Consider the following 25,248-nt stretch of genomic DNA (forward strand, 5'->3'; position numbering starts at 1 on the left):
CCGGAAAATTCCGGCCTTTATCGTTAAGTAACATTATTAAGGGATCTTTTACTTTATTTCTGCAAGGCTTAGCCAGGTCTGAACCACCGTATCAGGGTTAAGCGACAGGCTGTCGATACCCTCCTCCATCAGCCAGGCGGCAAAATCCTGATGATCGGATGGGCCCTGACCACAAATACCCACATATTTCCCCTGCTTTTTGGCGGCGCGAATTGCCATCGACAGCAGCGCTTTCACCGCCTCGTTACGTTCATCGAACAGTTCGGAAACCACGCCGGAATCGCGGTCTAACCCCAGCGTCAACTGCGTCATATCATTTGAGCCAATAGAGAAGCCGTCGAAATGCCCGAGGAACTGCTCCGCCAGCAGCGCATTAGAGGGGATTTCGCACATCATAATAATCTTCAGGCCGTTTTCGCCGCGCCTGAGTCCCTGACGCGCCAGTTCCTCAATAACCGCTTCCGCCTGCGCAACGGTACGTACAAACGGGATCATAATTTCGACGTTGGTCAGCCCCATCTCATTGCGCACGCGTTTAACGGCCTGGCATTCCAGCGCAAAGCAGTCGCGGAAGCGATCTGCCACGTAGCGTCCGGCACCACGGAAGCCCAGCATCGGGTTTTCCTCTTCCGGCTCATAGCGTTCGCCGCCAACCAGATTGGCATATTCGTTAGATTTAAAGTCCGACAACCGCACAATCACGCGCTTCGGCGCAAAAGCGGCACCCAGCGTGGCGATCCCTTCCGTCAGACGCCCGACATAGAACTCGACCGGATCGTCGAAACCTTTCATGAGTTCGCGGATTTTTTGCTGCAGCTCCGGCGTCTGCTGGTCGAACTCCAGCAGCGCTTTTGGATGCACACCGATCATGCGGTTAATAATAAATTCCAGACGCGCCAGGCCTACCCCCTCGTTAGGCAGACAGGCAAAATCAAATGCCCGATCCGGGTTGCCTACGTTCATCATGATCTTGAGCGGCAGATCAGGCATTTTATCCACCTGCGAACTTTTTACTTCAAAGTCGAGCAGGTCGTCGTAAACATAACCGGTATCGCCCTCGGCGCAGGAAACGGTAACCTTATGCCCATCCTTCAGCCGATCGGTAGCGTCGCCGCAGCCTACTACTGCCGGGATACCCAGCTCGCGGGCAATGATGGCCGCATGACAGGTGCGCCCGCCACGGTTAGTGACGATCGCTGCCGCTTTTTTCATAATCGGCTCCCAGTCCGGGTCGGTCATATCGGTGACCAGTACATCGCCCTTCTGAATGCGGTTCATTTCGCTGATATCGTGAATGACTTTTACTTCGCCGGCGCCAATGCGATGACCAATTGCGCGCCCTTCGACCACCACCTTGCCTTTGCCCTGCAACGTATAACGTTCCATGACCTGCCCGTTGGAGCGCACGGTTTCCGGACGCGCCTGAACGATATAGAGCTTGCCGGTATGGCCATCTTTCGCCCACTCAATATCCATTGGACGCTTATAATGTTTTTCAATTTGCAGCGCCTGATGCGCCAGCGCCTGGGCTTCGTCATCGCTGAGGCAGAAACGATCGCGATCCTGTTGCGGCACGTCCTCGATTTTTACCTGTTCGCCATGCTCCTGCGAATCGGCATAGACCATGCGGATTTTTTTCGAGCCCATATTACGGCGCACAATGGCGGGACGGTTAGCCTGTAACGTCGGCTTATGCACATAAAATTCATCCGGGTTAACCGCGCCCTGCACCACCATTTCGCCCAGGCCCCAGGCGGCGGTAATAAAGACCACCTGATCAAAGCCCGACTCAGTATCAATGGTAAACATTACGCCGGAAGCGGCCTCATCGGAACGCACCATGCGCTGTACGCCAGCGGAGAGCGCCACGCCACGATGATCGTAGCCCTGATGCACGCGATAAGAGATAGCGCGATCGTTAAACAGCGACGCGTAAACATGTTTTACCGCCACCATGACGGCATCAATACCCTGTACGTTAAGGAAGGTTTCCTGCTGACCGGCGAACGAGGCATCCGGCATATCCTCAGCGGTCGCTGAAGATCGCACGGCGAACGAGGCCTCGTCATCATCTGCCGAGAGTTGCTGATAGGCTTCGCGTATGGCTTCTTCCAGCGCCGGCTGGAAAGGGGTTTCTACAATCCACTGACGGATCTGTTTACCCGCTTTCGCCAGTTCATCCACATCATCAATGTCGGTTTCATCCAGCAAGGCATAAATACGCTGGTTAACGCCGCTCTGATCGAGAAATTGATTGAAGGCTTCCGAGGTGGTCGCAAAACCGTTTGGAACGGATACGCCAAGCGACGACAGGTTAGTAATCATTTCACCGAGAGAGGCATTCTTTCCTCCCACGCGATCAACATCGTTCATGCCTAACTGGCTATACCAGAGCACTAGCGGCATTTCGCCTTGATTGGACATTGGGACAATCCTTTTATGATAAATTTGAGGGGCACACGGAAAAAATAGCGCTGAAAAAGCTTATTCAGCCTGGCACAGCGGAATGTAAAAGCGAAAGTGTTGAATCGTTAAAGCAGAGTAAAAAAAGATTTTTAAGAAAACTCCGCCTATAATAGTGCGTTTGCGCAACATTATTATTTTATAAAAAAGGTAAGTATTTCAATGCAATAAATTAATGTAATCGCTTAACCTTATTTATTTCGTTGCGCAACGCCACAACCCTGTCTTTATCCATTTATTTGTTGTGAGCCACCCTGCCGATAAATCAAAACAGGAACGCCATTTCATTTTGTTCTGTTTTCGGTACGGGATAAATTCTGAAAGAATAAAATATTCAAATTAACTATTTTTGAAAATTTAATTTCAATGATTATACGAAATTCCCGATTGATTTTCGTCCCGATTATCTGTCAGGCTCATTTAACCCTGTATAAGAGAGAATAAGTATGACGGCAGAACGCAGCGTTTTTTATATCTCTGACGGCACCGCTATCACCGCAGAGGTGCTGGGACATGCGGTTATGTCGCAGTTTCCGGTAATGGCCAATAGTTTTACCCTGCCCTTTGTTGAAAACGTGCAGCGCGCCCAGGCGGTTAAAGCGCAGATCAACGCCATTTATCAGCAAAGCGGCTTACGCCCTTTGGTGTTTTTTTCTATTGTGCTGCCGGAAGTGCGCGACATTATTCTACAGAGCGACGGCTTTTGTCAGGATATAGTGCAGGCGCTGGTTGCACCGCTACAGCAGGAATTGGGCATCGCGCCTGCGCCGGTGGCGCACCGTACCCACGGCCTGACGGCCAGTAATCTGGGCAAGTATGACGCGCGTATCGCCGCTATCGACTATACCCTGGCGCATGATGATGGCATTTCACTTCGCGGTCTGGATGAGGCGCAGGTGATTCTGCTGGGCGTTTCCCGCTGCGGTAAAACACCAACCAGCCTCTATCTTGCCATGCAGTTTGGCGTACGCGCCGCAAATTATCCCTTTATCGCCGATGATATGGATAATCTGAAGCTGCCGCCTGCCCTGAAGCCCTTCCAGCACAAACTGTTCGGCTTAACCATCGATCCGGAGCGGCTGGCGGCAATTCGTCAGGAGCGCGCCGAGAACACGCGCTACGCTTCGATGCGTCAGTGTCGGCTGGAAGTGGGAGAAGTGGAGGCGCTGTTTCGCTCGCATCAAATACGCTATCTCAACAGCACTAACTATTCGGTCGAAGAAATCGCCACCAAAATTCTCGATATTATGGGGCTGAGCCGCCGGATGTATTAGGCCAGGCTCCGGCGTGTATTGTACTGTAAAACACGCTTTTACCCCTTTCGGACGGTTGAATTTACTGCTGGTTGGTTTATTGTGATCGCCATCACTTCCCGGTACTTCTGCCGCTGTGAAGACATTATTTTGAGATCTCAATGAACAAAACTGATGAACTGCGTACTGCTCGCATCGATACGCTGGTGACGCCCGCAGCGTTGGCCGAGCAGTATCCGATAAGCGAAGCTATTGCTGCGAATGTCACCTCGGCGCGCCAGCGCATTGCGCGCATTCTTTCCGGCGAGGATGCGCGCCTGCTGGTGATTATAGGCCCCTGTTCGCTACACGACCCGCGCGCCGCGCTGGAATATGCCGCTAAACTCAAGGCGCTGCATGATAAATATCATTCCCGCCTTGAAATCGTGATGCGCACCTATTTCGAAAAACCCCGTACCGTTGTTGGCTGGAAAGGGCTGATTTCCGACCCCGATCTTGACGGCTCGTTTCGTGTTAATGAAGGGCTTGCTATCGCGCGTAAGCTTCTGCTGGATATCAATGCGCTGGGCCTGCCTACGGCGACAGAGTTTCTTGATATGGTGATCGGCCAGTTTATCGCCGATCTGGTAAGCTGGGGGGCAATTGGCGCGCGCACAACGGAAAGCCAGATCCATCGTGAAATGGCCTCCGCCCTCTCCTGTCCGGTTGGTTTTAAAAACGGTACCGATGGCAATACGCGCATTGCCGTCGATGCCATTCGGGCGGCACGGGTAAGCCATATGTTCCTTTCGCCTGACAAGCATGGACAGATGACTATTTATCAGACCAGCGGTAATCCTTCCGGCCATATCATTATGCGCGGTGGAAAAGTGCCAAACTACCATGCACAGGATATTGCCGATGCGGTCGCCAGCCTGCGTGCCTTTGATCTGCCAGAGCATCTGGTTGTGGATTTCAGCCACGGCAACTGTCTGAAGCAGCATCGCCGCCAGCGTGACGTGGCTGCGTCGGTGGCGCAGCAGATCCGTGACGGATCGCGCGCCATTGCCGGGGTGATGATTGAAAGCTTTCTGCAGGAAGGCAATCAGTCGGTGGTAAGCGGACAGCCACTCACTTATGGTCAGTCCATTACCGATCCCTGTCTCAGCTGGGAAGATAGCGAAGCGGTCCTGGCGCAGCTCGCCGAGGCAGTCGACAGCCGCTTCTAGTTAAAAAACCGGCATCGGCCCCGGGAGTGCAGGCCGAGCGTAAAGACGCAAAACAGATCCCCGGCCCGCGCCCTCTATGACGCGGGCCGCTTTACTTTTCTGCCTGTACTCACCGCGCCCTGAGTTCAGTGAACGTTCGTACCAGATCCGTTGACAACCTGCGGTTAGCTGGAACAGCTTACCGAAATTTTCTTGCCTTCATCCGGCGGACGTCGGGTTAAATCAGCATATTCCGGCGCATCGCTGAACGGATTACATAACGCCTGATGCAGGTGTTGCAGCATGGTAATGTCATCGCGTTCCGCGCCTTCAATTGCCTGCTGCGCCAGATAGTTACGTAAAACAACCGCCGGGTTCGCCGCTTTCATTCGCTGCTGGCGTTCAGCATCGCTACACTCATCTTTTAATAAGCGCTGCTGATAACGCTGATACCACTGGTCAAACGCGGCACGATCGATAAACTCGTCACGCAGCGGTGAGCGACTCTCCTGCTGCTGCGTCTCGCTTAGCATACGGAAGGTGCGGGTATAATCACTCCCCTCCTGGCTCATTAACGCCAGCAATCCGGTCAACAGCTCGTTATCTTCCGTCTGCGGCGTTAAAAAGCCCAGCTTCGCGCGCATTCTTTCGCCCCATGCCGCCATTAATGCCGGCTCATACAGACTCAGTGCCTGCTTAAGCTGTTCGGTAGTCATCAGATCCGACAGCGCATGCGCCAGCCGGTTAAGATTCCATAAACCGATCATCGGCTGATTATCAAAGGCGTAACGTCCCTGATAATCTGAATGATTGCAAATAAAGCCAGGCTGGTAATCATCCAGAAAACCGTAGGGCCCATAATCCAGCGTCAGGCCCAGAATCGACATATTATCGGTATTCATTACCCCATGCGCGAAGCCCACGCTTTGCCAGGCGGCAATGAGGCGTGCTGTGCGCTCCACCACATCGCTAAACCACAACAGATAGCGATCCGGCTCTGACGCCAGTGACGGCCAGTGATGATGAATGAGGTAGTCTGCCAGCTGGCGTACTTTTTCCGGTTCGCCATGATAAAAGAAGTGTTCGAAATGACCAAAGCGTGCATGGCTTTCTGCCACGCGCAACAGCATCGCCCCGCGCTCTTTGGTTTCACGGTAAACCGGATCATCGCTGGTAACAATGGTCAGCGCCCGGCTGGTGGGAATGCCTAAATGATGCAAGGCTTCAGAGGCGAGAAACTCACGCACGGTTGAACGCAACACAGCACGTCCGTCTCCCATACGTGAATATGGGGTTAAGCCCGCTCCCTTCAGGTGCCAGTCAAATTTTCTGCCATCGCTCAGCTGCTGCTCGCCCAGCAGAATGCCGCGACCATCGCCCAGCTGCCCGGCCCAGACGCCAAACTGATGGCCGCTATAGACCTGCGCCAGCGGTTGCATGCCCGGTAACAGCGTTTCACCGCTCCAGACGCCGGTATTTTCTTCGTTGAACCAGCTTTCATCCAGTTCCAGCTCGCGCGCCAGCGCCTCGCTATGATAAAGCAGGCGGGCCTGTTTCAGCGGTGTTGGCTTCAGCGCGGTATAAAATCCGCTTAGTTCGTTATGCCAGGTGTTATTAAACTCCATGCTGCCTCCGTTTACCGCAGTAGAGTTTAAGTGTAACCCTGTTATGCAGTGGTAGACAGAAAACCGCGTGGGTTTATCAGCATTGACCGTCAGAAAAACCGTGAGGCGGCTCCATCAGAGCGGCCAGCTCGCTGTCCGGAACCGGGGGAAACAGTGCTCCCTGCATACCGGTAAAGGCAAATGGGGCGATTTTTTCCAGGGTAGTGATATCGTCAATGCCCGACACGATAAATTGCTGGCAGTGATCGCTTACCTGATAAACGATCGCCTTTAACATAGAATGATATGAGGCGCGCTTCAGCGTCTGCTGCAAAAAATATTTATCCAGCCTGATACGATGAAACAAATTATCGTAAACCGCTTTTGCAGGCGCTTTGCCTGAGCCAAAATTAGTCAGGGTTAATTTAAAATTATCACTCAGACTGCTTAATAACGGATTATCTTTTCCCGCCCTGAAGTTGGGAAAACTCTCACTCAGCCCTAATTCCAGCGCCTGCAGCGGTCGCAATTTACGTAGCAAAAACTCACTGGATAAAAGGGTCTCAACCATCTCTTCATCCACGTTCAAAATTACCGCAACATTATTCCGCAGAAAAAAATCGTGATAATGCTCAATAACGCTGATCTGCTTTTGTAAGGTTTGCAATCGCTGTTCGCCGTCGAACTGAGGTAACAAAATATCCTGCGGCACAACAACGTTAAGAGAAGTATGTGTAAAGCTGGATAGCAAATCTACGGCAAGTAATCGGCCATTTAAAGCATAAACAGGGTTGAAGGCTGTATGAATAAAATAATCAGCAAAAACTGTTGTTGTCATTTTTTTTAGCCATAAAAAAGTGGCAATTCGCGCATCCTATACCAAGGAAATATTACAATCAATAGTATATTTAATGATAAGTAATACCCACCCCTGCTTCCTTTAGCGCAGTAAGCTACTGATACTAAACTATATAACGCAAATTTACCTTTATGGCTGCTTATGTTTCTTGGGGCTGAATCAGCCAGGATAAATAAGATTTAGTGATCATTCTCGTTGTTTTCGGGAATATCTTACTTACTGAGCAATTAAAAACGTTGCTTATGTAAAGCTGAAATTTCATTCATTGCCGATTTGCATTATCGGTATATTATTCCATATTTTAAGCGCTGATTAAATGAGCATTTTCTGAATCGAATGATGCTTTTTCAACAGGTTAATCTTAAATTCTTCGCGCCTGCCAAAATACTTTTCGCCAGTAACTGTTATCCAGCGAAGAGCGGATTACCCCTTTGCTGGTAGAGGCATGGATAAATCTTTTATCACTGTCATAAATGCCTACGTGCAGACCATTCTCACCACGGCCAGTCTTAAAAAAGACTAAATCTCCCGGCAGTAACTGATCCTTATCGATGCGCGTGCCTGTATCGCTCTGGTCGCGCGTACTGCGCGGCAGTTGTAAATTAAAGCGATCGCGAAATGTCAGGTAAACAAATCCGGAGCAGTCGATGCCTCTACGGCTCAGGCCACCGTAACGATATGGCGTACCCTGCCAGCGGCTTAGCTGATCGTTCAACTCGGCAATAACAGTAACTGAATCAGAAAGTCGCGCGTTAGGCGGTGGCGCATGATGACTACAGCCGACAAGCAATACACTAAGCAAAAGTAATACACCGATTCGCATAACCTGAATCCATCCTGTATAAGCGGAGCCGGGCTAACTGTAACGGTAAGTCCTGACGCTGGCAATCCTCTCAGCGCGCCTCTTCAGCTACTAACCAGCTTTCTCCTTCCGACTGTAGCTTACGAAACGCCAGTCCATACAGCATACGCAGCGTATCAGGCTGCAGGACCGCCTCAGCCCGTCCCTGACGGATAACTTTACCCTGTTGCATCAGCCATACATCGCGCGCATGACGCAGGCTATGGTTAACATCGTGACCGCTGGTGATCACCGCGCCGCCCGCCTCGCAAAAAGCGGTTAACTCGCGATCCAGCGCCTGCTGCTGCGCCACGTCCAGTCCGGCGTAAGGCTCGTCCAGCAGCAGCAGCGTTGCCGGCTGCGCGACGCATGGCCAAACCTGTAGCAATACCGCCATAAGCCTGACGCGCTGCCATTCGCCGCCGGAAAGCTGGCTTAACGAACGCGTAAGCTTATCATGCAGCTGAAAAGCAGCCAGCAGACGTGACAGCAGAATATCCTGACCGGGTTTTGCCCCGGTCAGATGTTGTTGTAAATAGTGGAAAACCGCCATCTGCCCCAACTGCTGCTGCTGCTGTGGTAACCAGGCGCGCCGTCTCGCCAGCGCTGCCCGCGGCCACTCCTCCAGCGGCCTGCCGATAAGGCGCACCACGCCTGCGCCAGGTAACAGCCCGGCCAGACGCGCTAACAATGAGCTTTTACCGGCACCATTGGGACCAAGCAGATGAACCAGATCGCCGCTTTTCACCTGGGCACTAAAAGCCTGCAGGCGTCCCGGGACGGTCGCCTGCTCAATGGACAACAACATTATTTTGCCAGCGCGAGCTTGATGCTTTCCATCACAATAGGATCTTCTGGCGTCATATCCGGCGCGAAACGCTGTACCACTTCACCGTTGCGCCCCACGAGGAACTTTTCAAAATTCCATAAAATATCGCCCTTTTCTTTCGGCGCACGTCCTTTACTTGCCATACGCTCATAAAAGCCGCTGTTTTCTGGCTCGACCGCTTCAGGGCAGGCGGCGATCAGTTGCTGATACAGCGGATGACGCTCAGGACCGTTTACTTCGATCTTGCTGAACATCGGGAAGCTGATACCGTAGTTGGTGTCGCAAAATTCCCTGATCTCTTCGTTACTGCCTGGCTCCTGACCAAGAAAGGCGTTGCACGGAAAACCGAGCACGTTAAAGCCGGACTTATTCCAGGCGCGCTGCAGGTTCTCCAGCTCTTTATACTGTGACGTCAGTCCACACTGAGAAGCGACGTTAACTATCAGCAGCACATCGCCTTTCCATTGTCCCAGCGTGGTGCGTTTACCATCCAGCATAACCAGTTCAGTATCATAAATGCTCATGCGCGTTTCCTGTTTCGGTGTGTGGTACAGCCCTTAACGGTGCTGAGTGAGTAATAACCAAATAAACAGCGGCGCCCCCAGCGTAGCGGTGACGACGCCAATGGGCAATTCCGCTGCGGTAAGTATCAGTCTGGCAATGATATCGGCAGCAAGCAATACGGCGGCCCCGGCCAGCGCGCTGGCGGGCAGCAGCATACGATGATCGGTAAGCCCGTTCAGCCGCAGCAAATGCGGCACCACCAGCCCAATAAAGCCAATTGCCCCGGCCAGCGCTACGCTAACGCCAACCAGCCAGCCAATTGCCACCACCAGCAGATTGCGCCAGAGATAAAGCGACAGGCCAAGCTGGCGGGCGCTGGTTTCGCCCAGCGCCAGTAGATTCAGAATTTTCGCCTGCCCACTCAGCCAGATCAGCACCGGCAGCAGCGCCAGCATCAGCCAGCGGTAGCGCCAGTCAATGCCGCTAAAGCCGCCCATCATCCAGTACATCAGCTGTCGCAGATCGAGATTACTGCTGAAATAAACCACCCAGGTCATCGCCGCACTACAGATAATCCCCAGCGCAATACCCGCTAACAGCAGTCGGCTGTTAGAAAGATGACGACGGGCAAAACGCAACAGGATCAGCGTGACCAGCAGCGCACCGGCAATGGCTGCCAGGCTGAATGCCCAGAAATCGCCATTTCCCAGCAGCACACACAGCACAAGGCCGATCCCCGCGCCGTTTGATACGCCAAGCAGGCCGGGTTCCGCCAGCGGGTTTTCAAACAGCGCCTGCATCACGCACCCCGCCGTTGCCAGTGAGGCGCCAACCAGCAACACACTCAGCGTGCGCGGCAGACGCAGTTGCCAGACAAACAGCTTGCCCTCCTCGCTTAGCCAGCGGTCAGGCAGGATCCACGTCTCTCCCGCGCACAGGCTTACCAGCGTAACGCCCAGCAGAATAGCGCTCAGCCAGATCAGCCAGCGATAAGCGCGACGATCCGCCTGACGGGAGAGTTCAGTTAGCAGCGACATAGCTATAGTTTTATAAGGAAAACAGAGATTTGATTGTAGTGGCTGAGGCAGAAAAAGAAAGGAATAAGAGAAGCCGGACACTGTCGTCCGGCGTAATGTGCTTAACCGTGCGGCTGAAAATCGGGACGATGGCCTGCTGCGCCATGAGCCTGCTGATCTGCAGCCAGTCGATCGTTGCCGGATGCCTCACGGTGCGCCGTCGGGCGATCGCGTGCCGGTTCCTGATGATGCGTAACCGGCTTTTTACGCACGGGTTGCTGCTGATGCGCTTCAGGTCGATGTGGCTGCCACCCGTTGCCATTCCAGTAGCCGCGCGGCCCCTTCTCGCCAATATGACGGCCATGATGTTCCTGCCACCATTTTGGCGCTCGCCAGTCATAACCATCCCAGTAGTAGCCTCGATGATCGCGATCGCCAATATGGATTGTCACGCCAGCAGGCGTCAGATCAAACGACACGCCGGCGCTGGCGACAACAGGCAGCGCCGTCACGATGCTCAGCACGATACCTGGAAGTAATGTTTTTATGTTCATCGGGGTAACCTCATCATGTTTCATCCCCTGTTTATACCTGTGAACCTGCAGCTGTCACTATCAGTCTGAGCCGATTTTCAGCTTATTTTCCCGTGCCTTACGTATTCCTTACATTGTGGTGACTTTATGGAAAAAGCGGGAGAGCTGTGCTGATGAACCAGCCTGTAAAATACCCATAAAAAAGGCCGCACGAGGCGGCCTTTATGGTGCTGACAGATCAGCTGTTTTTAGGGGAAGCGTTCTCGACGCGGCTTTTCAGCTTTTGTCCAGGACGAAACGTCACCACACGACGCGCGGTGATAGGAATATCTTCACCGGTTTTCGGGTTACGCCCCGGCCGTTGATTTTTATCGCGAAGATCAAAATTGCCAAATCCAGACAGTTTGACCTGCTCGCCGTTTTCCAAAGCTCTTCTTACCTCTTCAAAAAACAGTTCAACCAGCTCTTTGGCATCCCGTTTACTCAGCCCCAGCTTTTCAAACAGGTATTCCGACATATCAGCTTTTGTAAGCGCCATAGGTTCAATCCCTCAAGGTTGCCTGGAATCGCTCTTTTAATGCCGCAACGCAGTTGGCGACGGTTGCGGCAATCTCGTCTTCTTCGAGTGTCCGGCTGGTATCTTGCAAAATCAGGCTTATCGCAAGGCTCTTAAAACCTTCGTTTACGCCCTTACCACGGTACACGTCAAACAAGTTTACGCCAACTATCTGATTTGCGCCAACTTTCTTACACTCCGCAATGATATCTGCTGCGGGAACCGTTTCAGCCACCACAACGGCGATATCACGACGGTTTGCCGGGAAGCGCGAAATCTCACGCGCATCAGGCAGGACGCGGTCTGCAACCTTATTCCAAAGCAGTTCAAACACTAAGGTGCGGCCATTGAGGTCCAGCTTGCGTTCCAGCTCCGGATGCACCACACCGATAAATCCGATGCGTTCACCCTGTAAATAGATCGCTGCGCTTTGACCCGGATGCAGGGCCGGATTAGCTTCGGCACGAAATTCAATGGCATCCAGTTTACCGGTCAGTTCCAGTACCGATTCCAAATCACCTTTTAAATCATAGAAGTCGACGGTCTGACGCGCCAGGTCCCAATGCTCTTCGTAGCGGTTACCGCTCAGTACGCCAGCCAGCATAACATCCTGGCGGATACCTAAATCTGCTTGAGTATCCGGCACAAAGCGTAATCCGCTTTCAAACAGGCGTACACGGCTCTGCTGGCGGTTCTGGTTATAGACTACGGCAGAGAGCAGGCCGGTCCACAATGAGAGGCGCATCGCAGACATATCACTGGAGATGGGGCTGGGCAGCAGCAGCGCTTCTTCGCCAGGGTGCAGCAGAGCCTGCACTTTGGGATCGACAAAGCTGTAGGTAATGGCTTCCTGGTAACCTTTATCCACCAGCAGGTTTTTTACGCGCCTTAGCGACAGCGACGCTTCACGATGCTGCGTCATCACCAGCGAGGCTTTAACCGGCACGTCCGGGATGTTGTTATAGCCGTAAACACGCGCGACTTCTTCAACCAGATCTTCTTCAATCGCCATATCAAAGCGCCAGCCCGGTGCTACCGCGCGCCATTCGCCTTCGCTTACGCTGACTTCACAGCCCAAACGCTGCAGGATATCGGTAACCTGCGCATCGGCAATATGATGACCAATCAGTCGATCCAGCTTTTCACGGCGCAGCGTGATGGTAGCGCGTACCGGCAGCTTATCCTGCGCACTGGTATCCACAACCGGACCCGCTTCACCGCCGCAAATATCCAGCAGCAGACGCGTCGCGCGCTCCATTGCCTGTTGCTGCAGTGTCGGATCGACGCCGCGCTCATAGCGGTGGGAGGCATCAGTATGCAAACCGTGGCGACGTGCGCGGCCGGTAATCGCCAGCGGCGCAAACCAGGCGCACTCCAGCAGCACGTTTGTGGTCTCTTCATTCACGCCTGAATGCTCGCCGCCGAAGATGCCGCCCATTGCCAGCGGTTTATGATGGTCAGCAATCACCAGCGTATCGCTGTTTAGCTTCACTTCATTGCCATCAAGCAGCGTCAGCGCTTCATCCTGCTGCGCCATGCGCACCACGATGCCGCCATCAATGCGATCCAGATCGAAAGCGTGCATCGGCTGCCCCAGCTCCAGCAGCACATAGTTGGTCACGTCCACCACCGGATCGATAGAGCGGATGCCACAGCGACGCAGCTTCTCTTTCATCCACAACGGCGTGACCGCCTTCACATTAATATTTTTTACCACCCGGCTCAGATAGCGCGGACAGGCATCGGTGGCGTCTATGCGAATCGGCAGCGTATCGCTAATGGTCGCTGGCACCGCAGCCATTTCCGGCACGTTGAGCGGCAGGCTATTCAGCACCGCTACGTCACGTGCGATACCGATAATACCAAAGCAGTCGGCACGGTTCGGCGTGATACTGATTTCGATGCTGTTATCGTTCAGCTGCAGATATTCACGGATATCGGTGCCAGGCGGCGCATCCGCAGGCAGTTCAATAATACCGTTGTGGTCATCGCTGATGCCCAGCTCAGAGAAAGAACAGAGCATGCCTTCCGACGGCTCGCCGCGCAGCTTCGCCGCTTTGATTTTAAAATCGCCCGGCAGCACGGCTCCGACGGTGGCCACGGCCACTTTCAGCCCCTGACGGCAGTTTGGCGCACCACAGACGATATCCAGCAGGCGATCGCCGCCGACGTTGACCTTGGTTACACGCAGTTTATCGGCGTTCGGATGCTGACCACATTCGACCACTTCGCCAACCACGACACCATGGAAAGCGCCGGCGACCGGTTCAATGCCGTCAACTTCCAGACCGGCCATGGTGATTTGTTCCGCCAGGGCCGCACTGTCAAGAGCCGGATTTACCCATTCGCGTAACCAGAGTTCACTGAATTTCATTGGATAACCTGCCCTTATTTAAACTGTTTGAGGAAACGAAGATCGTTTTCGAAGAAAGCGCGCAGATCGGTCACGCCATAACGCAGCATAGTCAGACGTTCCATACCCATGCCGAACGCGAAGCCAGAATAGACTTCCGGATCGATGCCGACATTGCGCAGCACGTTTGGATGCACCATGCCGCAGCCCAGCACTTCCAGCCATTTGCCGTTTTTACCCATGACATCCACTTCCGCAGAGGGCTCGGTGAACGGGAAATAGGAAGGACGGAAGCGGATCTGCAAATCTTCTTCGAAGAAGTTACGCAGGAAATCGTGCAGCGTGCCCTTCAGATTGGTGAAGCTGATATCTTTATCGACAATCAGGCCTTCCATCTGATGGAACATCGGCGTATGCGTTTGGTCGTAGTCGTTACGATAAACACGGCCCGGCGCGATAATGCGAATCGGCGGCTGCTGGTTTTTCATGGTGCGGATCTGTACGCCAGAAGTCTGGGTACGCAGCAGGCGCGTGGCGTCAAACCAGAAGGTGTCATGATCGGCGCGGGCCGGATGGTGACCCGGGATATTCAGCGCATCGAAGTTATGATAATCATCTTCGATTTCCGGTCCGGTAACTACAGCAAAACCCAGCTCGCCAAAAAAGTCTTCAATGCGATTGATGGTACGGGTTACCGGATGCAGGCCACCGTTTTCTACCCGACGTCCCGGCAGGGAAACATCGATGGTTTCTGCAGCCAGACGCGCGTTCAGCGCGGCGGATTCCAGCGCGTCTTTACGCACGTTCAGCGCTTCCTGCACCTGCTGTTTGGCTTCGTTAATCACTGCGCCTGCCGCAGGACGCTCTTCGGCCGGCAGTTCGCGCAGGGTGGTCATCTGCAGGGTCAGATGCCCTTTTTTGCCCAGATATTCGACGCGGACGTTATCTAACGCCGCAACATCCTGCGCATGTTCAATGGCTGCCCTGGCGTTGGCAACCAGCTCTGCGAGATGGGACATTGTTTCCTCTTCTTCCAGCCTAAGGCCGGGCTGTTTCAGGTGGGGACCAGAAGTCCATATCAGTTCGCGGAAAATAAAAAAGCCTCCACGAGGGAGGCTTTCAGTGCGATTTTTCGTTTCTTTTTTCGCGCACAAGCCCCCAAAATTCAGGTGCTAAAGTAAAAAAAGAAACGAAAAATAGCGTGCATGCTTGGTTTACCTTGTCGCTTGCGTTAGACGGCTCTATTGAAATGCCAGCAGGCGGAAAAGTCAATCTTTTGCTGCGGTTACATAAAATAAAAGAGGGAGCAAGCTCCCTCTTTCATCTGACTTACGCCAGAGCTGATTTCGCTTTTTCAACCAGTGCAGAGAAAGCCACTTTGTCGAATACGGCGATGTCAGCCAGGATTTTACGGTCAATTTCAATGGACGCTTTTTTCAGGCCATTGATGAAACGGCTGTAAGAGATACCGTTCTGACGCGCTGCAGCGTTGATACGCGCAATCCACAGCTGACGGAACTGACGCTTACGCTGACGACGGTCGCGGTAAGCATACTGACCAGCTTTGATAACAGCCTGGAAGGCAACGCGGTAAACACGTGAACGTGCACCGTAGTAGCCTTTAGCTTGTTTTAAGATTTTTTTGTGACGTGCGCGAGCAATTACACCACGTTTTACACGAGCCATTTGAGCTCTCCTGTTCTATATTCTGATTGAAAAAATTAACTTATGCGTACGGCAGGCAGGCAATAACCAGACCCAGATCGCCTTTAGACACCATGGCTTTCGGGCGCAGGTGACGTTTACGCTTGGTTGATTTTTTGGTCAGGATATGACGCAGGTTCGCGTGCTTGTGCTTAAAGCCACCTTTACCGGTTTTTTTAAAGCGTTTAGCCGCGCCACGGACAGTTTTAATCTTAGGCATTTATAAAATATCCACTTCGCATTGTTAATAAAATGAACCAGACAGGCGAATAAAATCGCACAACGCGAACGCTGCGCGATATTATTACTTGAAAGCCTACTGTTTCTTCTTGGGTGCGAGCACCATGATCATCTGGCGGCCTTCAATCTTCGAAGGGAAAGATTCAACTACTGCCAGTTCACTCAGATCTTCTTTCACGCGGTTAAGCACTTCCATACCGATCTGTTGGTGCGCCATCTCACGACCGCGAAAACGCAGGGTGATCTTGGCTTTATCGCCTTCTTCCAGAAAACGAATCAGGTTGCGTAGTTTGACCTGATAGTCGCCTTCATCGGTACCAGGGCGGAATTTAATTTCCTTTACCTGGATAACTTTCTGCTTCTTCTTCTGTTCCTTAGAAGACTTACTCTTTTCATAGAGGAACTTGCCGTAATCCATTATACGACAAACCGGCGGTTCGGCGTTAGGGCTGATTTCAACTAAATCAACACCTGCTTCTTCAGCTTTTTCAATAGCTTCGCGTAAACTAACAATACCAAGCTGCTCGCCTTCGACGCCAGTCAGACGCACCTCGGTAGCACGGATTTCACCGTTAATACGATTGGGACGCGTCGGTTGAACTCGTTTTCCGCCTTTAATACCTTATTCCTCCAATTGATGAAGATTGCGGCTGCGTATTTCTTGCTGCAGCTTCTCGATCAGCACATCCACGTCCATGGACCCAAGGTCTTTACCGCGGCGGGTACGTACAGCCACTTTACCGGCTTCTACCTCTTTATCACCGCAAACCAACATATAAGGGACGCGACGTAATGTGTGCTCGCGGATTTTAAAGCCAATCTTCTCGTTTCTCAAGTCTGCTTTTACACGAATGCCCGCATTCTGTAATTTTCGCGTTAATTCGTTGACATAATCAGACTGCCCGTCGGTGATATTCATCACCACCGCTTGTACCGGTGCCAGCCAGGTTGGATAAAAACCGGCGTATTCTTCAGTGAGAATACCGATAAAGCGTTCCATTGAACCCAGAATAGCACGGTGAATCATCACCGGCACCTGTCGTTCGTTATTTTCACCTACATAAGAGGCACTCAGACGGCTCGGCAATGAGAAATCGAGCTGTACGGTACCACACTGCCATGGACGATCCAGGCAGTCATGCAGGGTAAATTCAATTTTAGGACCGTAGAATGCGCCCTCGCCCGGCTGGTATTCGAACGGAATAGCGTTCTCTTCCAGCGCCGCAGCCAGATCCGTCTCAGCACGATCCCATAATTCATCACTGCCGATGCGTTTTTCCGGACGGGTAGACAGCTTCACCACGATTTTTTCAAAACCGAAGGTGCTGTACATGTCGTACACCATCTTAATGCAGCTGTTAACCTCAGCACGCACCTGCTCTTCCGTACAGAAGATATGGGCATCGTCCTGGGTAAAGCCGCGCACACGCATCAGACCGTGCAACGCGCCGGAAGGCTCGTTACGGTGGCAGCTGCCGAACTCAGCCATACGTAATGGCAGGTCGCGGTATGATTTTAGACCCTGATTGAAAATCTGCACGTGGCCGGGGCAATTCATCGGCTTAATGCAGTATTCACGGTTCTCAGAAGCGGTGGTAAACATCGCTTCTTTATAGTTTTCCCAGTGGCCGGTTTTTTCCCACAGGACGCGGTCCATCATAAACGGACCTTTAACTTCCTGGTACTGGTACTCTTTCAGCTTACTGCGAACAAAGGTTTCAAGCTCACGGAAGATAGTCCAGCCATCGTTGTGCCAGAATACCATACCCGGCGCTTCTTCCTGCATATGATAGAGATCAAGCTGCTTACCGATCTTACGATGGTCACGCTTGGCTGCCTCTTCCAGACGCTGCAGATAAGCGTTCAGCTGCTTTTTATCCGCCCATGCGGTGCCATAAATACGCTGCAGCATTTTATTGCTGCTGTCGCCACGCCAGTAAGCACCCGCAATTTTCTGCAGCTTAAAGTGATGGCAGAAACGCATATTAGGCACATGCGGCCCACGGCACATATCGACATATTCTTCATGGTGATACAGACCAGGACGATCGTCATGGCTGATATTCTCATCAAGAATGGTGGTTTTATAATTTTCACCGCGTGCGGCAAAGACGTCACGCGCTTCCTGCCAGCTGACTTTTTTCTTAACGACGTCATAGTTCGTTTCGGCCAGCTCATGCATGCGCTTTTCCAGCCGATCGAGATCTTCCTGCGTCAGAGTATGATCGAGGTCGACATCGTAATAGAAGCCGTTATCAATAACCGGACCGATAGCCATTTTCGCGTTGGGCCAAAGCTGTTTCATGGCGTGGCCCAGCAAATGCGCGCAGGAGTGGCGGATAATTTCCAGGCCCGCCTCATCTTTAGCGGTGATAATGGCAACGCTGACATCTTCGGCGATCGGATCAACCGCATCCACCAGGTCGCCATTAACGCGACCGGCGATACAGGCTTTTGCCAGCCCTGGACCGATATCTTGCGCAATATCCATCACGCTAACAGGATGGTCAAAGCTGCGCTGACTGCCGTCAGGAAGGGTAATTACAGGCATTTCATATCCTTAATTGCAGTGGTAACCCACACGAAAGATTACATGCAAACATTGGTTAGAAGTTAATTTTCAACGGATTACCGGCCAAAACTAACCCACAGTTGTTAATTTGGTACGCAGTCTGGGACAAGATGCAAAAGTGCCCGACCGGGTAAGAGTTGAAGAGCGGACATCTTACACGCTAAAGGGATGATGTTAAACAGGTGTTTGCCGTGACCTACAAAAGAAACGGCCCGCATCAGCGGGCCGTTAGCGCATTCAGGAAAAGGTTCTCCTTACTGCTTTTTTTCGCTGCAGAGCCTGTCCCACAGCTCATTATGCGTATTGATCGCGCGTATCGTGCGAACGTCCATCACCTCGGCATCATTGCCATGCGTATAGATAGGCTGAAATAGCGTACAGGATGAATCGACGCTGGCGCGGTCAATCATCGACGTTGTATTTCGACCGGCGCAGCTTGTCACGAGCAGCAGCGTCACTGACAGTAGCGTTAGACGTTTCCACATGCTTAGCCACCTTAATATTATCCGCCTGTTTTTTTGCAATCGCCTCAGCCTGTTGGGTTTGCAACTGTGCCGCCGCCACATCCCCACGAGCCTTCTCTTGGGTCTTGCCAATTTTTTTTCCACCAAAGTAAGAGCCGGCAAGCCCGGCAATAAGCGCCAGTCCTCCCAGTATCCAACTCCAGCCCCCGGACAGTAATGACATAACTTCACTCATGATAAGGCCCTCCCGCTTTAGCCAGCCTTACTTTAAAGCGTAGGCAGCAACCGCAGGCGCGCCACTGCCTGAAATAATTTTTATCATTTGAAACCAGGTTTTTTATTACTGCCCTTTTGCCGGGAATAGCGTCAGGGTCTACCTTCAATGACATAACTTTACGAAAACAGGGAAAGCACACAGGAAGTGGTCATGATGCATTGCCTTATGAGAGCGCCTGATGAGCCAGAACACCTGCACCATTATTTACAACGGCGAAAACCTGAGCGGCGAAGCTGACCAGCCTCTGATTGATTTTTTACAAGCCCAGGAAAAGATCTTGCCGCACGTCTGCTATCACCCCGCCCTGCCTCCGCTGCAATCGTGCGATGTCTGTTGGGTTGAATATCAGGGTGAGCTGGTGCGCGGCTGTACGTTGCGCACCCGGGATGGCATGGAGATTTCCAGCCATCAGCCTCGGGCGAAAGCCGCGCAGGAAGAAGGCATGGATCGACTACTGGCGCGCCACGAACTCTATTGTACTGTTTGCGAGCACAATACCGGCGACTGCACGCTGCATAATACCGTCGCCGATATGCGTATCCCTATTCAGTACTATCCCTGGCAGCGTAAACCTTATCTCAAAGATGAAAGTAACCCTTTCTACACCTACGATCCCGATCAGTGCATTCTGTGTGGACGCTGTGTAGAGGCGTGTCAAAACGTTGAGGTCAATGAAACGCTCTCTATTGACTACAGCGCGGAACATCCGCGTGTACTGTGGGATGGCGGCACCGAAATTGCCGGATCCAGCTGCGTCAGCTGCGGCCACTGCGTGACCGTTTGCCCCTGTAACGCGCTGCTGGAAAAAACCATGCAGCCTGACGCCGGGCCTTTTACCGCGATGCCGGAAGATCTCAAACGTCCAATGATTGAGTTAGTGAAGTCGCTGGAAAACACGATTGGCGCGCAGCCTGTTACCGGTGTTTCGCTGATAGATATGGCGATGCGGCAGAAAGAGATCAAAAAAACCAAAACCGTCTGCACCTATTGCGGCGTGGGCTGCAGTTTCGAAATGTGGACGCGCAATCGCCATATCCTGAAAGTTCAGCCGGTGGCGGATGCTCCGGTAAATGGCATTTCAACCTGCCTGAAAGGCAAGTTCGGCTGGGATTTCGTGAACAGCCCGCAACGACTGACCACGCCGCTGATCCGTGAAAACGGGCGCTTTCGTCCGGCCAGCTGGGATGAGGCGCTGGATCTCGTCGCGCAACGGCTCAAAACCATCGCCACGCAACACGGCGGCGACAGTATCGGTTTTATCGGTTCCAGCAAAGGCAGTAATGAAGAAGCTTACCTGACACAGAAAATTGCCCGCCTGATTTTTGGTACAAACAATGTCGATAACTCTTCGCGTTACTGCCAGAACCCGGCGACCGAAGGGCTGTTCCGCACCGTGGGTTATGGCGGCGACGCAGGCACGATAGAGGATCTGCAAAAAGCGGATTTAATTGTGATTGTTGGCAGCAATCTGGCGGAAAACCATCCGGTTATCGCCTCGCGCATCAAGGCCGCGCAAAAACATCACGGACAAAAACTGCTGGTGGTGGATCCGCGCAAACATGAAATGGCCGAGCGTGCCGATCTGTACCTGCGCATCAACCCCGGCAGCGACAGCCTGTGGGCCTCCGCCATGTCCCGTTATATGTTCGAACATGGCTATGCGGATGACGCTTTCCTGGCGGAGAAGGTCAATCAGGTGGAGGAGTACCGCGCCTCGCTGGCGGATTATACCCTGAGCGCCGTCAGCGAGCAGACCGGGCTGAGCGTTGAGCAGATGACTAACGCAGCGGAGATGATTGGCCAGGCTGAGCGGGTCTGTATCCTGTGGGCAATGGGCATTACCCAGCACAGCCACGGCGCGGACAGCAGCACCGCCCTCTCTAATTTACTGCTGGTCACCGGCAATTACGGTCGCCCGGGCACCGGCGGCTATCCAATGCGCGGCCACAATAACGTACAGGGTGCCAGCGACTTCGGCTGCCTGAGCAACATCTACCCCGGCTATGAAAACGTCACCGACGCAGCGGTACGGAAAAAGTGGGCGCAGGCGTGGGGCGTTGCGCCAGAAGCGCTCTCCGATCGGGTGGGATCGGATAACTATATGATGATCCAGCATGCGCATGAAGGTTCCCTGAAAGCGATGTATATCATTGGCGAGGAGACCGCATTCTCTGACGCTGACTCCACAAAAGTGCATGAGGCGTTCAGTAATCTGGAATTTATGGTGGTGCAGGATATTTTTATGAGCCGCACCGCCGCCTTTGCCGATGTCGTGCTACCGGGCTGCCCGAGCGTGGAAAAAGAGGGTACCTACGTTAACACCGAACGCCGTATACAGCGTTTTTACGAAGTGATGCCGCCGCTGGGCGACAGTCTACCCGACTGGCGTATTCTCACCGATATTGCTGCGCGCCTCGGTCACGCCTGGCACTATACCCACCCGGGCGAAATCATGGCGGAAGCCGCGCAAATCGCTGAAATCTTTGCCGGGGTTGATTATCAACATCTCAGCGGCTGGCAATCGCAGCTATGGCCGGTGAAGCCGGACGGTAGCGACACGCCACTGCTCTATACCGACGGTTTTAAGTTCCCCGACGGCAAAGCGGTGCTCTGGCCCATTAGCTGTCAACCGCCCCAGGAAGCTCCGGACGAGGAATACGACCTGTGGTTAAACAATGGCAGGATGCTGGAGCATTTTCAGTCCACCAATCAGACCGGACGCGGTGACCGTATGTTTTCGCTTTCGCCGAACGGCTTTGTGGAGGTCAGTCCGCAACTGGCCGAGGCGCGCCAACTCCAGCAAGGCGACTGGGTGAGCATCGCATCGCGCCGTGGCACGATAGAGGTACCGGTCATCGTCAGCGATCGCGTGGCGGGCAACGTATTGTTTATGCCGATCCACCATGGCAAGCCGGGCGTTAATGGCCTGACCGGCGAACATCACGATCCCGACGTGAATACCCCGGCCTATAAAGAGATTGCGGTAAAAATGGTTAAGCTGGCGCACCCACCGCTGGCCGAGCCGTTGCCGCCTCAAAACTTCCGCTACGGCAGTCGCACGCCGCAAACCCGCCTGCCGATCGAAATCAAATGGCAACAGGAGGGTTACACCCTTCCCCCTGAACACACCCAACATCCGGAGAAATTTTAATGGCTGAGCCGATAAATTATGATGTCCCGCCCCCCAAAACCGAACCTGATGCCCACGATGCCTTGCATGAGCTATTGCACAGCCTGCACCATCATGGTTTCCTGCGCCTGGCCAATGATATGGTTTCAGCCAATACGCAGATTGCCAAAATTCTGGTGGAGGGCTTAAACAAACCCGGTTCGCAGAACGCGATGCAGAATCTTTCGGTGTTGCTGATGGCGCTGTCTGATATTCCGCCTGGGCAGTTTCATAAAACGGTTTACGCGGTGAAATCCGCCTTAAACGCGGTGAATATACACGCCGAGACCCAACAGCGCCATGAGGTAGCACCCGGCGTGAGCGGCACCTGGAAACTGCTGCACGATGAGAGCTTATGGCACGCGGTGATGCCGCTGGTCGCCGGCTTAAAAGCGTTCGCTACCGCCATGGAACAGCCTGCCCCGGACAAGCCCATCAGCGCCTTTACCGGCAAAGACAGCCATGCCTGATGCGGAATTGACGCTGCTGCTCTCCCGCGCCCAGTTTGCGGTGACCATCGGCCTGCATATTATCCTTGCCGGATTCAGCTTTGGCCTGTCGCTGTGGCTGGTGGCGCTGGAGGGCGCATGGCTGTGGCGCAGGCAGCAGCGCTGGTTGGATCTCTATAATTTCTGGTTGAAGATTTTTGCCCTGAACGTGGCGGTCGGCGTGGTTTCCGGCGTTGTGATGGAGTTTCAGTTCGGCACCAACTGGGCACCCTTTATCGAGCGCGTTGGCGGCCTGATCGGCCCGCTGATGTTTTATGAAGTACTGGTGGCCTTCTTTCTGGAAGCGGGCATGGTGGGCGTGATGATGTTTGGCATGGAGCGCATCGGTCCACGCCTGCATTTTATGGTGACGGTGCTGGTAGCCGTTGGCGCCTTAATCAGCGTTTTCTGGATCCTGGCGGCCAATTCATGGATGCAGACCCCCACCGGCTTTTTCCTTGATGAGCAACAGCGCTTTCAGCCGCAAAACTGGCTGGCGATTATCTTTAGCCCCTCTTTCCCCTGGCGTGCCGCCCATATGCTGCTGGCGATGCTGATCGGCACCGCATTTATGGTGGCGGGCACCGGTGCCTGGCAGTTGCTACATCACAGCGATAACCAGCGGGCGCGCCTGATGCTAACCATCAGCCTGTGGCTGCTGCCATTCCTGACCGTCACCCAGGCGGTGGTCGGCGATCTGCACGGTGAAAATACCTTGCAGCATCAGCCTGCAAAGATGGCGGCGATGGAAGGCGACTGGCAGCGTCCACCGCCGGGCAAAGGTGAGCCGCTGCGGCTGTTTGCCCTGCCCGACCAACAGCAGCAGCGCAATCACTGGGAGGTAGCGATCCCGCTGATAGGATCGCTTTATCTGCGCCACAACCTGAGCGGTCAGATTAAAAGTCTGCATGAGTTCCCGTCGGAGGATATCCCGCCGGTCGCGCCGGTTTTTTTCGCCTTCCGCCTGATGGTCGGCCTGGGGATCCTGATGCTGACAGTAAGCCTGACCGCGCTGGTCCAACGGTTACGCGGCCATCTGTGGCGCTCTCGCCGGTTGTTGAAGCTGCTGGTTTTAATGGGGCCGGCGGGCTTTATCGCCATGCTCTCAGGTTGGATAGTGACTGAGATGGGGCGGCAGCCGTGGACCGTTTACGGTCTGGTGCGCACCGCAGACAGCGTTTCACCCATCTCATCGCATCTGGCGATCGCCTCCGGCTGCGCTATTTTGTTGGTCTACGGTCTGGTATTCACTATCGGCCTGCGCTATTTGCTGCGTTACGCCCGTAAGGCGCCGCAGACGGATGAGCCAGGCCCGGCGCAGGAGATGCGCCCTGACCACGGAGGAGAGCGATGATCCCGCTGACGCTGGATGATATTTCCGCCGCCACGCTCGCAGTTTCCCTGTTGATGTATTTGCTGCTGGACGGCACCGACCTCGGCGTGGGAATGCTGTTGCTTTTCTTTCGCGACGACGAATCGCGCCGCAAGCTGTCGATGAGCATCCTGCCCATCTGGGACGCCAACGAAACCTGGCTGGTGCTGCTGGCGGGCGGCATGCTGGCGCTGTTTCCGCTGCTTTACAGCACGCTTTTCAGTGCCATTTATCTGCCGCTATTTATTATGCTACTGGCGCTGGTTGGGCGGGCGGTGGCGCTGGAGTATCGCGGCCACGTTAATCGCCGCTGGCACCGCTATCTTGATATTGCCCATATAATCAGCTCGCTGATCGCCAGTTTTATTCAGGGCACGCTGGCAGGCGTAGTGATTGCCGGGCAGACCCAGGCAGGGCCGTTCAGCTGGCTGACGTTATATCCCGTTCTGTGCGGTCTCGGTCTGATTGCCGCTTATCTGCTCTGCGGCTGCTGCTGGATACATTGGCGCATCGCCGGTGCAGAGCCGGAGCTGGCCCACCAGCTGGCCTGGCTGTTTTTAGTCCTCAGCCTGGCGCTGATGGTCGCGATTAATCTGCTGGAGAGCAGCGCGCTGTTACAGGCGTGGCAACGGTTGCCGGGTAAAATTATCTTGCTGCTGATGGCGCTGACGTTGGTTGCGCTGCTGCTGGCACTCTACCGGGAACGGCCAGTGATATCGCTGGCGCTGGTATTGACGTTAATTACGCTGTGCTGGGCGTTACTGATTGTCGGCCTCTGGCCGTGGCTGCTGCCCGGTAAGCTCACCATCCAGCAGGCCGCCGCCGCTCCCGCTACGCAACTCTTCTTATTAAGCGGCTATGGGATCGTCCTGCCGCTAACGCTGGCCTATAACAGCTGGGCATTCTGGGTGTTTCGCGCCAGGGTGCGTTAGTCTGGCACTGCGGTGCGCAAAGCAGAAGCAAT

At 53.6% G+C, this 25,248-nt stretch carries 22 protein-coding genes, 1 pseudogene and 1 other annotated feature; of the genes and pseudogenes, 6 read left to right on the top strand and 17 right to left on the bottom strand.

Going from position 1 to position 25,248, the window contains the following annotated elements; genetic code table 11:
* Window positions 1-48: 48 nt before the first annotated feature.
* Window positions 49-2,424 carry a phosphoenolpyruvate synthase gene (gene ppsA, locus B1H58_RS18115; protein ID WP_085071837.1) on the bottom strand — a complete coding sequence of 792 codons (2,376 nt, stop codon included), beginning with the start codon at window positions 2,422-2,424 and terminating at the stop codon, window positions 49-51.
* Between the two features lie 485 nt (window positions 2,425-2,909).
* Here ppsA and ppsR point away from each other — a divergent pair, with 485 nt between their 5' ends.
* Together ppsR and B1H58_RS18125 are read left to right on the top strand one after the other, a co-directional pair.
* Window positions 2,910-3,737: a posphoenolpyruvate synthetase regulatory kinase/phosphorylase PpsR gene (gene ppsR, locus B1H58_RS18120; RefSeq protein WP_157130210.1), complete on the top strand. Its 828-nt coding sequence runs from the start codon at window positions 2,910-2,912 to the stop codon at window positions 3,735-3,737.
* 140 nt (window positions 3,738-3,877) lie between these two features.
* Entirely contained in the window at window positions 3,878-4,924 is a 1,047-nt protein-coding gene (locus B1H58_RS18125) for a 3-deoxy-7-phosphoheptulonate synthase (protein WP_085071839.1), read from the top strand.
* Between the two features lie 164 nt (window positions 4,925-5,088).
* On the opposite strand, the gene B1H58_RS18130 is transcribed toward B1H58_RS18125, so the two are convergent.
* The 16 genes and pseudogenes from B1H58_RS18130 to B1H58_RS18200 form a co-directional block, all read right to left on the bottom strand.
* Complete coding sequence (locus B1H58_RS18130; RefSeq protein WP_085071840.1) at window positions 5,089-6,528, bottom strand: protein adenylyltransferase SelO; 1,440 nt, start codon at window positions 6,526-6,528, stop codon at window positions 5,089-5,091.
* Between the two features lie 76 nt (window positions 6,529-6,604).
* Entirely contained in the window at window positions 6,605-7,345 is a 741-nt protein-coding gene (locus B1H58_RS18135) for an EAL domain-containing protein (protein WP_085071841.1), read from the bottom strand.
* A gap of 382 nt (window positions 7,346-7,727) precedes the next feature.
* Window positions 7,728-8,189, bottom strand: coding sequence for a C40 family peptidase (locus B1H58_RS18140; RefSeq protein WP_085071842.1), 462 nt, complete (start codon window positions 8,187-8,189; stop codon window positions 7,728-7,730).
* A 70-nt stretch (window positions 8,190-8,259) separates the two neighbouring features.
* The gene (btuD, locus tag B1H58_RS18145) at window positions 8,260-9,015 is read right to left on the bottom strand and encodes a vitamin B12 ABC transporter ATP-binding protein BtuD (RefSeq protein WP_085071843.1); all 756 of its coding nucleotides are present in this window, start codon (window positions 9,013-9,015) and stop codon (window positions 8,260-8,262) included.
* Window positions 9,015-9,560: a glutathione peroxidase gene (locus B1H58_RS18150; protein ID WP_085071844.1), complete on the bottom strand. Its 546-nt coding sequence runs from the start codon at window positions 9,558-9,560 to the stop codon at window positions 9,015-9,017. The genes btuD and B1H58_RS18150 overlap by 1 nt, the downstream gene beginning before the upstream one ends.
* Window positions 9,561-9,593: 33 nt before the next feature.
* The gene (gene btuC, locus B1H58_RS18155; RefSeq protein ID WP_085071845.1) at window positions 9,594-10,577 is read right to left on the bottom strand and encodes a vitamin B12 ABC transporter permease BtuC; all 984 of its coding nucleotides are present in this window, start codon (window positions 10,575-10,577) and stop codon (window positions 9,594-9,596) included.
* Window positions 10,578-10,678: 101 nt separating this feature from the next.
* Window positions 10,679-11,110, bottom strand: a complete 432-nt coding sequence (locus B1H58_RS18160; RefSeq protein ID WP_085072363.1) for a DUF2502 domain-containing protein — start codon at window positions 11,108-11,110, stop codon at window positions 10,679-10,681.
* A 217-nt stretch (window positions 11,111-11,327) separates the two neighbouring features.
* Complete coding sequence (gene ihfA, locus B1H58_RS18165) at window positions 11,328-11,627, bottom strand: integration host factor subunit alpha (protein ID WP_038626354.1); 300 nt, start codon at window positions 11,625-11,627, stop codon at window positions 11,328-11,330.
* A 4-nt stretch (window positions 11,628-11,631) separates the two neighbouring features.
* Entirely contained in the window at window positions 11,632-14,019 is a 2,388-nt protein-coding gene (pheT, locus tag B1H58_RS18170; RefSeq protein WP_085071846.1) for a phenylalanine--tRNA ligase subunit beta, read from the bottom strand.
* Between the two features lie 14 nt (window positions 14,020-14,033).
* Complete coding sequence (gene pheS / locus B1H58_RS18175; protein WP_085071847.1) at window positions 14,034-15,017, bottom strand: phenylalanine--tRNA ligase subunit alpha; 984 nt, start codon at window positions 15,015-15,017, stop codon at window positions 14,034-14,036.
* A gap of 72 nt (window positions 15,018-15,089) precedes the next feature.
* Window positions 15,090-15,214 (bottom strand) — a sequence feature (Phe leader region).
* Window positions 15,164-15,205, bottom strand: a pseudogene (gene pheM, locus B1H58_RS21330) (pheST operon leader peptide PheM). (Overlaps the previous feature by 42 nt.)
* 113 nt (window positions 15,215-15,327) lie before the next feature.
* Complete coding sequence (gene rplT / locus B1H58_RS18180) at window positions 15,328-15,684, bottom strand: 50S ribosomal protein L20 (protein WP_038626360.1); 357 nt, start codon at window positions 15,682-15,684, stop codon at window positions 15,328-15,330.
* 40 nt (window positions 15,685-15,724) lie between these two features.
* A complete protein-coding gene (rpmI, locus tag B1H58_RS18185) occupies window positions 15,725-15,922 on the bottom strand; it encodes a 50S ribosomal protein L35 (protein WP_038626362.1) in 198 nt (65 codons plus the stop codon).
* A gap of 96 nt (window positions 15,923-16,018) precedes the next feature.
* Window positions 16,019-16,561, bottom strand: a complete 543-nt coding sequence (gene infC, locus B1H58_RS18190) for a translation initiation factor IF-3 (protein WP_038626364.1) — start codon at window positions 16,559-16,561, stop codon at window positions 16,019-16,021.
* 3 nt (window positions 16,562-16,564) lie between these two features.
* Entirely contained in the window at window positions 16,565-18,493 is a 1,929-nt protein-coding gene (thrS, locus tag B1H58_RS18195; RefSeq protein ID WP_085071848.1) for a threonine--tRNA ligase, read from the bottom strand.
* 423 nt (window positions 18,494-18,916) lie between these two features.
* Window positions 18,917-19,213: a hypothetical protein gene (locus B1H58_RS18200; RefSeq protein WP_085071849.1), complete on the bottom strand. Its 297-nt coding sequence runs from the start codon at window positions 19,211-19,213 to the stop codon at window positions 18,917-18,919.
* Window positions 19,214-19,433: 220 nt separating this feature from the next.
* Here B1H58_RS18200 and fdhF point away from each other — a divergent pair, with 220 nt between their 5' ends.
* The 4 genes from fdhF to B1H58_RS18220 are packed head-to-tail and all read left to right on the top strand — an operon-like array spanning window position 19,434 to window position 25,216.
* Window positions 19,434-22,406: a formate dehydrogenase subunit alpha gene (gene fdhF, locus B1H58_RS18205; RefSeq protein WP_085071850.1), complete on the top strand. Its 2,973-nt coding sequence runs from the start codon at window positions 19,434-19,436 to the stop codon at window positions 22,404-22,406.
* A complete protein-coding gene (locus B1H58_RS18210; RefSeq protein WP_085071851.1) occupies window positions 22,406-22,894 on the top strand; it encodes a hypothetical protein in 489 nt (162 codons plus the stop codon). Before fdhF ends, B1H58_RS18210 begins: the two co-directional genes overlap by 1 nt.
* Window positions 22,887-24,266 carry a cytochrome ubiquinol oxidase subunit I gene (locus B1H58_RS18215; protein ID WP_085071852.1) on the top strand — a complete coding sequence of 460 codons (1,380 nt, stop codon included), beginning with the start codon at window positions 22,887-22,889 and terminating at the stop codon, window positions 24,264-24,266. Before B1H58_RS18210 ends, B1H58_RS18215 begins: the two co-directional genes overlap by 8 nt.
* Window positions 24,263-25,216: a cytochrome d ubiquinol oxidase subunit II gene (locus B1H58_RS18220; protein WP_085071853.1), complete on the top strand. Its 954-nt coding sequence runs from the start codon at window positions 24,263-24,265 to the stop codon at window positions 25,214-25,216. Before B1H58_RS18215 ends, B1H58_RS18220 begins: the two co-directional genes overlap by 4 nt.
* Window positions 25,217-25,248 lie beyond the last annotated feature (32 nt).

The organism is Pantoea alhagi, assembly GCF_002101395.1.
Taxonomy (GTDB): domain Bacteria; phylum Pseudomonadota; class Gammaproteobacteria; order Enterobacterales; family Enterobacteriaceae; genus Mixta; species Mixta alhagi.

Bases quoted from the DNA above. Each gene is read 5' to 3' on its own strand.
- thrS (WP_085071848.1), bottom strand. From the start codon at position 18,493: ATGCCTGTAATTACCCTTCCTGACGGCAGTCAGCGCAGCTTTGACCAT.
- B1H58_RS18140 (WP_085071842.1), bottom strand. From the start codon at position 8,189: ATGCGAATCGGTGTATTACTTTTGCTTAGTGTATTGCTTGTCGGCTGT.
- B1H58_RS18220 (WP_085071853.1), top strand. From the start codon at position 24,263: ATGATCCCGCTGACGCTGGATGATATTTCCGCCGCCACGCTCGCAGTT.
- fdhF (WP_085071850.1), top strand. From the start codon at position 19,434: ATGAGCCAGAACACCTGCACCATTATTTACAACGGCGAAAACCTGAGC.
- ppsA (WP_085071837.1), bottom strand. From the start codon at position 2,424: ATGTCCAATCAAGGCGAAATGCCGCTAGTGCTCTGGTATAGCCAGTTA.
- B1H58_RS18200 (WP_085071849.1), bottom strand. From the start codon at position 19,213: ATGAGTGAAGTTATGTCATTACTGTCCGGGGGCTGGAGTTGGATACTG.
- rpmI (WP_038626362.1), bottom strand. From the start codon at position 15,922: ATGCCTAAGATTAAAACTGTCCGTGGCGCGGCTAAACGCTTTAAAAAA.
- rplT (WP_038626360.1), bottom strand. From the start codon at position 15,684: ATGGCTCGTGTAAAACGTGGTGTAATTGCTCGCGCACGTCACAAAAAA.
- ppsR (WP_157130210.1), top strand. From the start codon at position 2,910: ATGACGGCAGAACGCAGCGTTTTTTATATCTCTGACGGCACCGCTATC.
- B1H58_RS18125 (WP_085071839.1), top strand. From the start codon at position 3,878: ATGAACAAAACTGATGAACTGCGTACTGCTCGCATCGATACGCTGGTG.
- btuC (WP_085071845.1), bottom strand. From the start codon at position 10,577: ATGTCGCTGCTAACTGAACTCTCCCGTCAGGCGGATCGTCGCGCTTAT.
- B1H58_RS18210 (WP_085071851.1), top strand. From the start codon at position 22,406: ATGGCTGAGCCGATAAATTATGATGTCCCGCCCCCCAAAACCGAACCT.
- btuD (WP_085071843.1), bottom strand. From the start codon at position 9,015: ATGTTGTTGTCCATTGAGCAGGCGACCGTCCCGGGACGCCTGCAGGCT.
- pheT (WP_085071846.1), bottom strand. From the start codon at position 14,019: ATGAAATTCAGTGAACTCTGGTTACGCGAATGGGTAAATCCGGCTCTT.
- ihfA (WP_038626354.1), bottom strand. From the start codon at position 11,627: ATGGCGCTTACAAAAGCTGATATGTCGGAATACCTGTTTGAAAAGCTG.
- B1H58_RS18150 (WP_085071844.1), bottom strand. From the start codon at position 9,560: ATGAGCATTTATGATACTGAACTGGTTATGCTGGATGGTAAACGCACC.
- B1H58_RS18130 (WP_085071840.1), bottom strand. From the start codon at position 6,528: ATGGAGTTTAATAACACCTGGCATAACGAACTAAGCGGATTTTATACC.
- pheS (WP_085071847.1), bottom strand. From the start codon at position 15,017: ATGTCCCATCTCGCAGAGCTGGTTGCCAACGCCAGGGCAGCCATTGAA.
- B1H58_RS18135 (WP_085071841.1), bottom strand. From the start codon at position 7,345: ATGACAACAACAGTTTTTGCTGATTATTTTATTCATACAGCCTTCAAC.
- B1H58_RS18160 (WP_085072363.1), bottom strand. From the start codon at position 11,110: ATGAACATAAAAACATTACTTCCAGGTATCGTGCTGAGCATCGTGACG.
- B1H58_RS18215 (WP_085071852.1), top strand. From the start codon at position 22,887: ATGCCTGATGCGGAATTGACGCTGCTGCTCTCCCGCGCCCAGTTTGCG.